The sequence below is a fragment of the Limnohabitans sp. Rim8 genome (genome assembly GCF_945869175.1).
In the GTDB taxonomy this organism is placed as follows: Bacteria; Pseudomonadota; Gammaproteobacteria; order Burkholderiales; family Burkholderiaceae_C; genus Limnohabitans_A.
Genome location: NZ_CAMBNZ010000083.1, coordinates 1 through 12,203, shown reverse-complemented (window position 1 = coordinate 12,203; position 12,203 = coordinate 1). Strand labels below are relative to the sequence as shown.

The 12,203-nt window shown below is 58.3% G+C and carries 12 protein-coding genes and 1 pseudogene; 5 read left to right on the top strand and 8 right to left on the bottom strand.

Features of this window, described 5'->3' with window-relative positions:
* From Q0O19_RS11740 to Q0O19_RS11725, 4 genes are all read right to left on the bottom strand, one after another.
* Positions 1-371: ABC transporter substrate-binding protein (locus Q0O19_RS11740; RefSeq protein ID WP_295523194.1), on the bottom strand; the 371-nt coding region annotated here is incomplete at its 3' end.
* 120 nt (positions 372-491) lie between these two features.
* On the bottom strand, positions 492-755 hold the full coding sequence (locus Q0O19_RS11735) for a hypothetical protein (protein WP_295523192.1): 264 nt from the start codon (positions 753-755) through the stop codon (positions 492-494).
* Positions 752-1,186, bottom strand: a complete 435-nt coding sequence (locus Q0O19_RS11730) for a DNA polymerase III subunit chi (RefSeq protein ID WP_295523190.1) — start codon at positions 1,184-1,186, stop codon at positions 752-754. Before Q0O19_RS11730 ends, Q0O19_RS11735 begins: the two co-directional genes overlap by 4 nt.
* A gap of 10 nt (positions 1,187-1,196) precedes the next feature.
* Positions 1,197-2,684, bottom strand: coding sequence for a leucyl aminopeptidase (locus Q0O19_RS11725; protein WP_295523188.1), 1,488 nt, complete (start codon positions 2,682-2,684; stop codon positions 1,197-1,199).
* Positions 2,685-2,707: 23 nt separating this feature from the next.
* Between Q0O19_RS11725 and lptF the strand changes: the two genes are divergently transcribed.
* Genes lptF through Q0O19_RS11700 form a run of 5 tightly spaced genes read left to right on the top strand, consistent with a single transcriptional unit; the run spans position 2,708 to position 7,507 of the window.
* The gene (gene lptF, locus Q0O19_RS11720) at positions 2,708-3,817 is read left to right on the top strand and encodes an LPS export ABC transporter permease LptF (RefSeq protein ID WP_295523186.1); all 1,110 of its coding nucleotides are present in this window, start codon (positions 2,708-2,710) and stop codon (positions 3,815-3,817) included.
* On the top strand, positions 3,814-4,920 hold the full coding sequence (lptG, locus tag Q0O19_RS11715) for an LPS export ABC transporter permease LptG (protein WP_295523184.1): 1,107 nt from the start codon (positions 3,814-3,816) through the stop codon (positions 4,918-4,920). Before lptF ends, lptG begins: the two co-directional genes overlap by 4 nt.
* Positions 4,917-5,309: a CbiX/SirB N-terminal domain-containing protein gene (locus tag Q0O19_RS11710; protein WP_295523182.1), complete on the top strand. Its 393-nt coding sequence runs from the start codon at positions 4,917-4,919 to the stop codon at positions 5,307-5,309. The genes lptG and Q0O19_RS11710 overlap by 4 nt, the downstream gene beginning before the upstream one ends.
* A 44-nt stretch (positions 5,310-5,353) precedes the next feature.
* Positions 5,354-6,295 carry a CysB family HTH-type transcriptional regulator gene (locus tag Q0O19_RS11705; protein WP_295523180.1) on the top strand — a complete coding sequence of 314 codons (942 nt, stop codon included), beginning with the start codon at positions 5,354-5,356 and terminating at the stop codon, positions 6,293-6,295.
* A 42-nt stretch (positions 6,296-6,337) separates the two neighbouring features.
* Complete coding sequence (locus Q0O19_RS11700) at positions 6,338-7,507, top strand: pyridoxal phosphate-dependent aminotransferase (RefSeq protein WP_295523178.1); 1,170 nt, start codon at positions 6,338-6,340, stop codon at positions 7,505-7,507.
* A gap of 76 nt (positions 7,508-7,583) precedes the next feature.
* On the opposite strand, the gene def is transcribed toward Q0O19_RS11700, so the two are convergent.
* The 4 genes and pseudogenes from def to Q0O19_RS11680 form a co-directional block, all read right to left on the bottom strand.
* Positions 7,584-8,123: a peptide deformylase gene (gene def / locus Q0O19_RS11695; protein WP_295523176.1), complete on the bottom strand. Its 540-nt coding sequence runs from the start codon at positions 8,121-8,123 to the stop codon at positions 7,584-7,586.
* On the bottom strand, positions 8,120-10,174 hold the full coding sequence (ligA, locus tag Q0O19_RS11690) for an NAD-dependent DNA ligase LigA (RefSeq protein ID WP_295523196.1): 2,055 nt from the start codon (positions 10,172-10,174) through the stop codon (positions 8,120-8,122). The genes def and ligA overlap by 4 nt, the downstream gene beginning before the upstream one ends.
* Positions 10,175-10,270: 96 nt before the next feature.
* Positions 10,271-11,308 (bottom strand): cell division protein ZipA C-terminal FtsZ-binding domain-containing protein, encoded by a 1,038-nt coding sequence (locus Q0O19_RS11685; protein WP_295523174.1) that lies wholly within the window; start codon positions 11,306-11,308, stop codon positions 10,271-10,273.
* A 19-nt stretch (positions 11,309-11,327) separates the two neighbouring features.
* Positions 11,328-12,203: pseudogene (locus Q0O19_RS11680) on the bottom strand (chromosome segregation protein SMC); the annotation flags it as partial.

Below are 12,203 nucleotides of genomic sequence, written 5' to 3'. Positions count from 1 at the left end.
AGCTGCGAAGCGGGGATGGTGGTGCCGGAGTTCAGGTGACCGATCACACCGTTGACTTTGGCGTCAACCAGCTTTTGCGCGGCAGCCGTGCCTTGCTTGGGGTCGGCTGCATCGTCTTCAGCCAGCAATTCGAACTTCACAGCCTTGTCACCGATTTTGAGACCAGCGGCATTGAGCTCTTCAATGGCCATACGCGCACCGTTTTCATTGTCCTTGCCCAAGTGAGCGATGGCACCGCTGACAGGGCCCACGTGACCAATCTTGATCACTTGTGCGTCAGAAGCGGCTTCTTTTTTACCGCAAGCTGCCAAAACCACTGCAGCCACAGCCACAGACACCAAGGTCAAAGTACGCGTACCAGAAAATGTCATGGAAACTCCCAAAATGATTTGCTTCAATCAAGCAAGCCGCAAAGATACTGCAAAAACGACCATTTACAAGCTAGGGAAAACCAAAATAATCATAAAAGGTCTGGGGCCTTTCACCAACCATCAGTCCAGATCCAATCGGAAACGTGCTGCCCAAGCTTGGGAAAGGCTGCGGTGTACCAACTCGGTCGCCATACGCTCCAAATCGGGGCGCAACTGCTGCACCAAGTTGTCCGTCAAGGCCATGAATTCGGCCTTCTCCAGCAGCCTTGCATCCAGCGCAGCCGACACCCACGCGGAAATTTGAGAATCGGGCACAACCGTACTTAAAACAGGAACCACCTGAGGCATGGGGTCGGGTTGGGCATCAGATTCAGGCCGTATCATGTGCTCGCCGCTTTGGACAAATCGTGTTGCAACAAATCGTACCCTTGGGCGGTGTAATGCCGCCACCGCTGACGCGCGGTCATGCGGCCATGGTCATCACTTGCCACCACTTCAATGAGGCGATGGCATTGTGCAAACCCTTGGGGGACCTCGTCGCCCAGGTTCACCCATACATCCAGACCACGGCAGCGCGAAGGGTCTAGGTGCAACTGAATGGGCGAAGCATCCTGGATAGCCTTTGAATCTGAAGGGGTGCTGTGCGGCAAGAAGTCCGTGTCTGAAAAGGTCCACAGCGCAGCGCTCAACTGTCGCAAAACCACTTCGGACCCCAGCACGCCCATGCGCAAAGATTGACGGTGGGCTTTGCGCAGCAACCGACACACATAGGGCAAGCGGTCTGGTGCATTGAAATGAAATTCAATCCGGGTCATCCCAGCCCCATCAACGGCGGTTCGCCACCCGGGTCTTGGCGGCAGCCCCACCCACTTGAGACAAGAGGTATTGCAACAGCAAGGCCACCGGCCTGCCAGTGGCGCCTTTGGCAGCACCACTGCGCCAGGCCGTCCCAGCGATGTCCAAATGGGCCCATGGGTACTTCGATGCAAAGCGCTGCAAAAATTTGGCGGCTGTGACCGAGCCGGCCTGGCGACCGGCCACATTGGCCACATCGGCAAAGCGGGACTTGAGGCCTTCGGCGTAATCGTCATCCAAGGGCATGCGCCAGCAAGTGTCCCCTGAGGCTTCGCCAGCCGACTGAATCGATTGCGCCAAGGCGTCGTCACTGGAGAAAAGACCCGAACGCACACCACCCAGTGCAATCACGCAGGCTCCGGTCAAGGTCGCGATGTCGATCACAGCCTTCGGTTTGAAGCGTTCTGCATAGGTCAGTGCATCACACAGCACCAAGCGCCCCTCGGCATCGGTGTTCAGTATTTCAATGGTTTGACCGCTCATGCTGGTCACCACATCGCCTGGCTTCACAGCCAATCCATCAGGCATGTTCTCGGTGGCTGGAATCAAACCCACCACATTGAGGGCCGGCTTGAGTTCAGCCAGCGCTTTGAAAACACCCAAGACACTGGCGGCGCCGCACATGTCGAACTTCATTTCGTCCATTTCGGCCGCTGGCTTGATGGAAATGCCGCCGGTGTCGAATGTGATGCCCTTGCCCACCAGCACAACAGGCGCTTGAGATGCAGGCGCCCCGTTGTAGCGCATGACGATAAAGCGCAAGGGCTCATCAGATCCGCGCGCCACCGCCAAGAAAGCGCCCATGCCCAGCTTGGTCACTTCTTTCGGGCCCATCACTTCGCATTTGAATGAAGCGCCTTTGGCGATCGATTTGGCGGCCTCGGCCAACATGGACGGCGTGGCATGGTTGGCGGGTCGGTTGGCCCACTCTTTGGCCACTTCGATACCAGACACCAAGGCTTGCACATGCGCCACAGCCCCGCGCTGCTCGGCACTGACCCGTGCCATGCTGAACACGACGTGTTTGAGCGTTCTGGGTTTGGGTTGGCTCAAGGTACTGGTGTAGCTGTAACTGGCATCGGCCAGCGTTGTGGCGGCCATCTGAAGGGCTTGGGTCGACACATCGAAGGCCGCATGGACGCCCAAGCGCTTGACTTTGAAGGATTTCAAAACGGACCATGCCGCAAGGAGGGCCGTTCGAACCTTCGCCGGCTTGCCGTCGGCCACGGAAACGATCACCAAGTGCCTGGTTTTCACACCCGGGTGGGCATACAAAGACAAGGTGGTACCGGGCTTGTGGTCAAAATCACCGTGTTGTGTGGCCGTCTTGACCAAGGCCGAGATGGGGTCAAGGCTGGCGGTCAGTTGGTCGTCTGGGGCTGGCCACAAGACCACCACAGCGTCCAGATCCTCACGAATCAGCGTGGACAGGGCGCGTTTTTGGATTTCGAAGTTCATAATTCAGCTTTTCCTTGGTTGGCATGTTATTCCATTCTTCATTACGCAAAGATCTGGGCCGAAATTTTTGGTCAAGCTTGGTGGTTCTGGTCTCTATTTTGATCACCATCACCTTGATTCGGACTTTGGGCCAGGCCAGCCGTGGCAGGGTCAACCCCTCCGAAGTGTTGCAGGTCATGGGCTTCAGTGTGGTCAGTCAACTCACGACCATCATGGCCTTGAGTCTTTTCATCGCCGTGGTGGCCACCCTCTCTCGCATGTACAGCGACAGCGAAATGGTGATTTGGTTTTCGAGCGGTCAAGGTTTGGGCCAATTTGTGCGGCCTTTGTTTGGCTTCGCTTGGCCTTTCTTGTTGGTGGTGTTTTTTCTGGCCTTGTTGGCCTGGCCTTGGAGCAACCAGCAAATTCATGAGTTGACCCAACGGTTCGAGAAACGAAATGACTTTGAGCGAATAGCGCCTGGCCAGTTCCAGGAGTCCGCAGGCGGTCAGCGTGTCTTTTTCATTGACAAGGACAGTCCAGACAACCGGATTGGCCGACATGTGTTCATCTCCAGCATAGACGGCCACATGGAAAGCGTGACCACAGCACAATCGGGCCGCATCGACATCGTCGGCAATGACCGATTTTTATTGCTTGACAAAGGCCAACAGTGGTTGACCAACCGTGAATCTGGGGAAACGCGACTGACGCAATTTGAGCACTACGAATTGCTGATCGATGACGATGTCAAATTGTCATTGACCGGTTTGAGCGCCCGCCACGCCTCCACCTGGCAGTTGCTCCAATCACCCACCCCGGAACACTTGGGTGAACTGTCTTGGCGTTTGGGGCTCGGCCTGGCCAGCGTCAATTTGATGCTGATGGCTCTGGCCGTCTCGACCGTCAACCCACGGGCAGGTCGCAGCTACCACTTGGCATTGGCACTTTTTATGTTTGTGGCCTATTTCAATATGCTGAATGTGGGCCAAAGCTGGGTCGGTTCGGGACGCGTTGGGTTCGCCCCCTTCATGCTGATGCTGCATGGCGGATTCTTTTTGCTGGCATGGGCATGGCTTGCAGTGCGCCATTTCAATGGGGTTTGGCCCATGTTGCGCGTGTTCAGCTTTTCTGTCCCTGGGCGTGCGCCATGAAGACCGTCCGCAAAATCTTGCATGGCGAAATCACCCGCGGGGTTGCTTTTGTGGCACTGGCCTTCTTGGCCTTGTTCCTTTTCTTTGACATCGTCGAAGAGTTGCAACATCTGGCCCGATATGCCAGCCAGGGCTACTCGCTGCAACACGCTGTTTTGTATGCCTTGCTCAAGACCCCAGCGCACATCTATGAGTTGTTGCCGATTTCCGTCTTGATTGGCGGCATCTTCATCATGGCCAGGTTGGCGCAAAGTTCCGAATTCACCATCTTGCGAACGGGTGGGTTGGAACCCCTCAGGGCCCTGGGCACGCTGCTGCAACTGGGAATGGTTTTTGTGGTTTTGACGTTTTTGGTGGGCGACTACGTCGCGCCTTGGGCCGATCGACAAGGCGTCCTGCTCAAATCGAAATTTCAGGGCCATTTGACGGTGGGCCAAACCGGTGCTTGGCTGAAAGAAACACAAGACAAGCGGCACTTTGCGGTGAATGTCCGAAGATTTGATGGCATCGGCCACATGCAAAACATCCGAATTCACGAATTCAATGAGTCAGGACAATTGTTGGCCATCACCACGGCCACCGAGGCAGACATTGGCCAAGGTCAATGGCACTTGAAGCAAGCAGAAGAAAAATCGATTCAAGCTTCCGGCCCAGCAGCGCCATTGCGCTACCAATCCTTACAACACGCCACGCTCGACTGGTCTACAGACATCAGCGCCGACATGGTGGCTGCTGCGGTGCTCAGTCCAGACCGCATGCGAACCTGGGAACTCCTCAAATACATCCGCCATCTGTCTGCCAACCAACAGAACGTGCAGCGCTACGAAATCGAGTTTTGGCGCAAAGTTTTTTACCCTTTGAGCTGCCTGGTGATGCTGGTGATGGCTTTGCCCTTCGCTTATTTGCACTTTCGCTCAGGACAAATTGCCGGGTACGTTTTTGGCGGGGTGCTGGCAGGCATCAGTTTTTCGCTTTTGAACAATTTGTTTGGGCACGCAGGGAACTTGCAAAACTGGCAACCTTGGTTGACCGCGGCGGCGCCCTCTTTGATTTACAGCGCTGTCTCCTTGTTGGGTTTTTGGTGGATGGTGCTGAGGCGATGATGACTGACATGAAATCCAATGTGGGGGTGATTTTGTTCGCCCACGGTTCACGCGACCCCCTGTGGCGTTTGCCCATCGATGCCGTGGCTCAGGAAATGACCCGGCAGTGGCCTGCATTGACCGTGGCCTGCGCGTTTTTGGAGCTGACCACGCCCGACCTGCCCACCACAGTCGAGGCCTTGATGATGCAAGGCAAGTCCCATTTGCGGATCGTGCCCATGTTTTTGGGGGTGGGTCGGCACGCGCGGGAAGACTTGCCCCAATTGGTGGCCGACTTGATCGAAGCCTATCCCCAAGTGGCGTTTGAAATGCTCCCCGCCATCGGTGAGCACCCCGCCATGACCCAGTTGATGGCCCAAATAGCCGCAGGCCAACCGTCCAAGCAATAGTTCGAATAAAGCATAATGATGCCAATCAATATGGCATTTAACGCATGAACCTCCATCAGTTTCGCTTTGTCCAAGAGGCCGCTCGCCGCAACCTGAACCTGACGGAAACAGCGAAAGCCTTGCACACCTCTCAACCCGGCGTTTCCAAAGCCATCATCGAACTGGAAGAAGAGCTGGGCATCGAAATTTTTGCCCGCCACGGCAAACGACTCAAGCGCATCACAGAACCTGGCCAGCATGTTCTGCAAAGCATTGAGCTCATCCTGCGTGAAGTGGGCAATTTGCGCAAAATCGGCGACCAATACAGCGCGCAAGACAACGGCACTTTGTCGATCGCCACCACGCACACCCAAGCGCGTTATGTGTTGCCCCTGCCTGTGGCCAAACTGCGTGAAAAATACCCCAAGGTCAACATCAGCCTGCACCAAGGGGCTCCGGACCAAGTCGCGAAAATGCTGCTGGACGACACCGCCGAAATCGGCATTGCCACCGAATCCTTGTCGGCCTACGAAGAGTTGGTGACCCTGCCCTGTTATGAATGGCAACACGTGTTGGTGCTGCCCTTGGACCACCCTTTGGCCCACAAAGAACACTTGTCACTGGAAGACATCGCCAGCGAACCCCTCATCACCTACCACCCGTCGTTCACGGGCCGCAGTCGCATCGACCAAGCCTTTGCCGCCAAAAAATTGCACCCCCGCATTGCGCTGGAAGCCATCGACTCTGATGTGATCAAAACCTATGTGCGCCTGGGCCTGGGCATCGGCATCGTGGCCGAGATGGCCGTCCAAGAAGACCCGGTCAAAGACTTGGCGATTCGTCCTTTAGGGCATCTGCTGGGCAAGAACGTGGCCCGTGTGGCGTTCAAGCGGGGCGCTTACCTGCGCCAATTTGTCTACCATTTTGCTGAACTGTTGAGCGACCGCCTGACGGCCCCACTGATCACCAAGGCCATGACAGGCCATGTCAACGATTACGAACTTTGAGCGCACGCCGCTCTGCCTGATTTCACTTTCATCTGCCACGCCATGAACGCTCGTACACCCACCCTCGTCTCCAAAGCGCCCGACATGGGCACCACGATTTTCACCGTCATGTCGGCGTTGGCCACCGAAAAAAAAGCGGTCAATCTGGGCCAAGGTTTCCCGGACTTTCCCTGCGACCCCCATCTGCTCGACTTGGTCAACGACGCGATGCGCGAAGGCCTCAACCAATACCCGCCCATGACAGGCGTGGCGCCGCTGCGCGAAGTGGTGTCGCGCAAAATTGAAACCCTGTACGCTCGCCACTATGACCCCGTGAGCGAGATCACCGTCACCGCCGGGGCCACCCAAGCCATCCTCACCATCGTGCTGGCCATTGTTCACCCAGGCGACGAAGTCATCGTGCTGGAACCTTGCTATGACAGCTATGTGCCCAACATCGAGCTGGCGGGCGGTGTGGTGGTGCGTATCCCCTTGACACCGGGCACCTTCCGACCTGACTTTGACAAAATCCGCGCCGCCATCCGCCCCAAGACCCGTGCCATCCTCATCAATTCACCGCACAACCCGAGCGGCATGATCTGGTCTGAGCAAGACATGCTGACTCTGCAAGAGATTCTGGCCCCCACCAACATTGTCCTGATCAGCGACGAGGTGTACGAGCACATGGTCTACGCGCCCAAGCAGCATTGGAGCGCCGCCCACTTTGACGGCCTGGCCGCTCGGGCCTTCATCGTCTCCAGTTTTGGCAAAAGCTTCCACGTCACGGGCTGGAAAATCGGCACGGTGGCCGCGCCTGCCGACTACACCGCCGAGTTTCGCAAGGTGCACCAATTCAACGTGTTCACCGTCAACACCCCGATGCAGCATGCCCTGGCACGCTTCATGGCCAACCCGGCGCCCTACCTCGAATTGCCCGCCTTTTACCAGCGCAAGCGCGATCTCTTCCAACAAGGCTTGGCGCCAACATCGTTCAAGTTGCTGCCCAGCGAAGGCACTTACTTTCAATGTGTGGACATTTCCGGCTTGAAAGTACCCGAGAAAAACCTGAGCGATGCCGACTTTTGCAAATGGCTGACGACCGACATCGGCGTTGCCGCCATTCCGCTGTCAGCCTTTTACGGCAATGGCTTTGATCAGAAAGTCATCCGGTTTTGTTTCGCGAAAAAGGACGAAACGCTGAACCTGGCGCTTGAGAAGCTGGCCAAGCTGTGAGTTTTCAGGCGCTGTGGGTTTGTGGGCGCAGCGCCCTCTCGGTGATGGTCCGTGCACCACTTTGGCCAGAGCGACTTCAATCGTCCTCAGCCGCGCTGATACCGGGAAACAGAACTTCAGTAAAACCAAAATGCGTGAAGTCGCGCACCCGCATGGGAAAAAGCTTGCCGATCAGGTGGTCACATTCGTGTTGCACCACCAGGGCGTGAAAGCCTTCCACGGTGCGGTCAATGGCTTGGCCTTTTTCGTCAAAGCCTGTGTAGCGCACACGAGAACAGCGGGGCACCAGGGCACGCAGCCCTGGCACCGACAGGCAACCTTCCCAGGCTTGCGCTTCATCGCTGACGAGCGGCGTGATGACCGGGTTGATGAGCACCGTAGGCGGCACCAGTTCTCGGTCGGGGTAGCGCGGATTGACCGACGTGCTGCCAAAAATCACCACCTGCAGGTTCACCCCAATTTGCGGCGCTGCGATGCCCGCGCCGTTGGCCGCGGCCATGGTGTCGCGCAGGTCGGCCAGCAGCGCATGCAGCTCAGGCGTGTCAAAAGTCTGTACAGGCTCTGCCACACGCAGCAGGCGGGCATCGCCCATTTTCAGAATCTCTCGCACGGTCATGGTTTTTCTCCGGAAAGCAAAACAGCCAAGCCCGCATCGTCCAAAACGGGCACCCCCAGTGCTTGAGCCTTGTCGAGCTTGCTGCCCGCCTCGGCCCCGGCCACCACGTAATGGGTTTTTTTACTCACCGATCCGGCCACTTTGGCCCCCAGAGCTTCAAGTTTTTCTTTGGCTTCGTCGCGGCCCATGCTTTGCAAGGTCCCTGTGAGCACCACCGTGACCCCCGCCAGTGGCATCTCGGTCGGGGCCAAGGCATCGCCTTCGGGCCAGGTCACGCCAGCATCTCGCAAGGCTTGAACCACTTCCCGGTTGTGCGACTGGTCAAAAAAGGTGCGGATGCTGTGCGCCACCACAGGGCCGACATCGGCCACTTGCAACAAAGCGTCCTCGCTGGCGACCATGATGGCATCGAGTTGGCCGAAGTGACGGGCCAGCTCCTTGGCCGTGGCCTCGCCCACATGCCGGATCCCCAAACTGAAGACAAAACGGCCCAGTGTGCTTGTCTTGGATTTTTCCAAGGCTTGCAGCAAGTTTTCAGCCGATTTTTCAGCCATCCGGTCCATGCCTGACAGTGTTGAGAGGCTCAGGCGATACAGGTCAGCCAGCGTTTTGACATGGCCGGCATCGACCAATTGGTCCACCAGCTTGTCGCCCAGGCCATCCACATCCATGGCGCGGCGGTGCGCAAAGTGCCAAATGGCTTGCTTGCGCTGGGCGCTGCAAAACAGACCGCCCGTGCAGCGGTGGTCGGCCTCGCCCTCTTCCCGCTCTGCCAAACTCCCGCACACTGGGCAGTGACTCATCATGGTGAATTGGGGCACATCGGGTGGGCGGCGGTCCAGCACCACCGAGACCACTTCAGGGATCACATCGCCCGCACGCCGCACGATCACGGTGTCGCCCACCCGCACGTCCTTGCGGCGGGCTTCCAGTTCATTGTGCAGTGTGGCATTGGTCACCGTCACGCCGCCCACGAACACCGGAGCCAGTTTGGCCACAGGCGTGAGCTTGCCCGTGCGCCCCACCTGCACATCAATGGCCAGCACGGTGGTCATTTCTTCTTGCGCCGGGTATTTGTGGGCCACGGCCCAACGCGGCTCGCGGGTCACAAAGCCCAAACGGGCCTGGAGCGCGAGGTCGTTGACTTTGTAGACCACGCCGTCGATGTCATAAGGCAAGGCATCGCGTTCAGACGCGATGCGCTGGTGAAATGCCACCAAGCCGAAAGCGCCTTGAACGCAGGCGGTTTGCTCTGCCACCGGAAAACCCCAGGCCTTGAGCTGCATCAGCATGTCGTAATGGCTCAGCCACTGCGGGGCGCCATCCTTCGTTGGGGTGATGTCGCCCAGACCATAAGCAAAAAAGCTCAGCGGCCGTTCGGCAGCGATGCCCGAATCCAGTTGGCGAACAGCGCCAGCAGCGGCATTGCGCGGGTTGACGAAGGTTTTTTCGCCTTTGGTGCCCGCGGCAATGCGCTGGCGTTGGCGTTCGTTCAGGGCTTCAAAATCATTTCGGCGCATGTACACCTCGCCGCGCACTTCGAGCACGTCAGGCGCGTCGCTTGGCAAGCGCAGCGGGATTTGCCCGATGGTGCGAATGTTGGTAGTGACCTCTTCCCCAGTTTCGCCATCGCCCCGGGTGGCCGCTTGCACCAGCACGCCGCTCTCGTAGCGCAGGCTCATGGCCAAGCCATCAAACTTCAGTTCGCCCACATACGACACCGCCGGGTCGGCTTCAGTCAGGCCCAGCTCCTTGCGGATGCGGGTGTCAAACGCTTCGGCCCCGCTGGCCTCGGTGTCGGTTTCGGTGCGGATGCTCAGCATGGGCACGCGGTGCGTGACTTGCGCAAAAGCATCGAGCACCGCCCCGCCGACCCGCTGCGTGGGCGAATCGGGGCTCAGAAGTTCGGGGTGGGCCGCCTCCAGCGCTTGCAATTCCTGGAACAATCGGTCGTATTCGGCGTCCGGAACTTCTGGCTGGTCGAGCGTGTAATAAGCGTGGGCATAGCGGTGCAAGATGCCGCGCAGGACAGCGGCACGTTCGGAAGGCATGCCCAAAGAATGGTTTTTTTGCAGCGCCGTATCTGCAGATTCACCGGTTGACAGGTCGCCAAACAAGTCCGGATGCGACATGGTGCAAGAACCGAATCAGGAAAACAGGCGACGTGCTTGGGCCGAACCCGCCGACAACTCGCGAGCGGCCAAGGCGTCATAGAGCTGCTGCAGGTCGCTGGCAATCTGGTCCAGCACCTCGTCACCCAGCATTTGCTCATTGCCATCGGTCACCACGCCGTCCATGTGCTCGGCCAGCAAACGGGCGCATTCGCGCAAACGCTCAAAGGGTTGGTCTTCGCGTGCAATTTGGGGCACATCCAGGCTGAGAGAAAACTCGCGGATGGCGGACAAGGCCGGGTCGTCGGCCATGGCCGCTTGGGTGTCGAAGGTCAAAGACAAAATGGGCGGCATACCGACCACGGTGGCAGGCACGACCATGCGGCCAGGGATCACCCCCGCCACAAAACCCAAACGGGCGGCATGTTGCTGGATATAGCCAGGGCTCCAAGCCGAGGCCCGAGCGCATACGGTGAAACTCAGCTGCGCATCATGCGCGCTGGCAAATTGGTCCAATTCACGGGCCCGTGCCACCTCTTCAAGCATGTCGCTGAAATTGGCGCTGCCGCCCACCGCATCGGCAAACGCCTGGGTTTTGACCACAAATTCAGAAAATTCAATGTTGTTCAGCGCACCCACCCGGTTGGCCAGTTGCACGCCCGCCTGAAAAGCCGAATACCGACGGCCCGCGGTCAAGGCTTCCCATTCACCACTTTCCTCACTGCAACCTTCCACATGGAAGGGCTTGGTGCCCACGCGGCGTGTCCCCGGCAAAAAAGCCAAGGCGGCATCACCAGAAACCGTGTGGTCGACCTCGATGGTGGCGATGACGTCAATCAGCGCATCCAGTTGGGGCTTGCGCTCAGGTTGCGGCAAGCGGGCGAAGTCGTCGGTCAAAACCGGTTCGGTCTGCTCGGTGGCTTTTGATGAGCTGCCAACAGGCTCGCCCATGGGTTCAATCTGAGGCTCGGCCTGCTTCGGCGCATTTTTTCGCGACAGCCAGTGATTGAACAACACCACAGCACCCACAGTCAGCGCGCCAATGGCCGCCAAACTCAATTGCAAAGAACTCATTGATTCCAACATAAGGTCCTCAGGCCATGTCGGCCATAGAAACGGCAGACTCCATGTCCACCGCCACAATGCGCGAAACGCCCTGTTCTTGCATGGTCACGCCGATCAACTGCTCGGCCATTTCCATGGCGATCTTGTTGTGGCTGATGAACAGGAACTGGGTCTCTTTGCCCATGCCCTTGACCAGTTTGGCGTACCGTTCGGTGTTTGCGTCGTCCAGCGGCGCGTCCACCTCGTCCAGCAAGCAAAAAGGTGCGGGGTTGAGCTGAAAAATGGCAAACACCAGCGCGATAGCCGTGAGGGCCTTCTCACCGCCCGAGAGCAGGTGGATCGTCTGGTTTTTCTTGCCCGGCGGCTGCGCCAGCACCTGCACGCCTGCGTCCAGGATCTCGTCACCGGTCATGACCAGGCGGGCATTGCCACCACCAAAGAGTTCGGGAAACATGCGGCTGAAATGCTCGTTGACGACCTTGAAAGTGCCGCCCAACAGGTCGCGGGTTTCGGCGTCGATCTTGCGGATCGCGTCTTCCAGCGTGTTCATGGCGTCGGTCAGGTCAGCGCACTGTGAATCCAGGAACACCTTGCGCTCACGCGAAGTGCTCAGCTCCTCCAGCGCGGCCAGATTGACCGGGCCGAGTGCCGTGATGTCGCGGAGGATGCGGTCAATCTCTCCTTGCAGGCCCGTCACACGCACCGGGCCCGCCTCGATCGACTGGGCCACCCTGTCCAGGTCGGCTTGGGCGTCTGCCAAAAGCTGGCTGTATTGCTCCAGGCCCAGCCGTGCGGCTTGCTCCTTGAGTTGCAAATCGGTGATGCGTTGGCGCAAAGGGTCCAGTTCGCGCTCGAAGCTCACGCGGCGCTCGTCGCTGGCCCGCAATTTGGCCGTCAGGTCATC

Coding starts and splice junctions, on each gene's coding strand:
- Q0O19_RS11735 (WP_295523192.1), bottom strand. CDS start 755: ATGATACGGCCTGAATCTGATGCCCAACCCGACCCCATGCCTCAGGTG.
- Q0O19_RS11730 (WP_295523190.1), bottom strand. CDS start 1,186: ATGACCCGGATTGAATTTCATTTCAATGCACCAGACCGCTTGCCCTAT.
- Q0O19_RS11725 (WP_295523188.1), bottom strand. CDS start 2,684: ATGAACTTCGAAATCCAAAAACGCGCCCTGTCCACGCTGATTCGTGAG.
- lptF (WP_295523186.1), top strand. CDS start 2,708: ATGTTATTCCATTCTTCATTACGCAAAGATCTGGGCCGAAATTTTTGG.
- lptG (WP_295523184.1), top strand. CDS start 3,814: ATGAAGACCGTCCGCAAAATCTTGCATGGCGAAATCACCCGCGGGGTT.
- Q0O19_RS11710 (WP_295523182.1), top strand. CDS start 4,917: ATGATGACTGACATGAAATCCAATGTGGGGGTGATTTTGTTCGCCCAC.
- Q0O19_RS11705 (WP_295523180.1), top strand. CDS start 5,354: ATGAACCTCCATCAGTTTCGCTTTGTCCAAGAGGCCGCTCGCCGCAAC.
- Q0O19_RS11700 (WP_295523178.1), top strand. CDS start 6,338: ATGAACGCTCGTACACCCACCCTCGTCTCCAAAGCGCCCGACATGGGC.
- def (WP_295523176.1), bottom strand. CDS start 8,123: ATGACCGTGCGAGAGATTCTGAAAATGGGCGATGCCCGCCTGCTGCGT.
- ligA (WP_295523196.1), bottom strand. CDS start 10,174: ATGCCTTCCGAACGTGCCGCTGTCCTGCGCGGCATCTTGCACCGCTAT.
- Q0O19_RS11685 (WP_295523174.1), bottom strand. CDS start 11,308: ATGAGTTCTTTGCAATTGAGTTTGGCGGCCATTGGCGCGCTGACTGTG.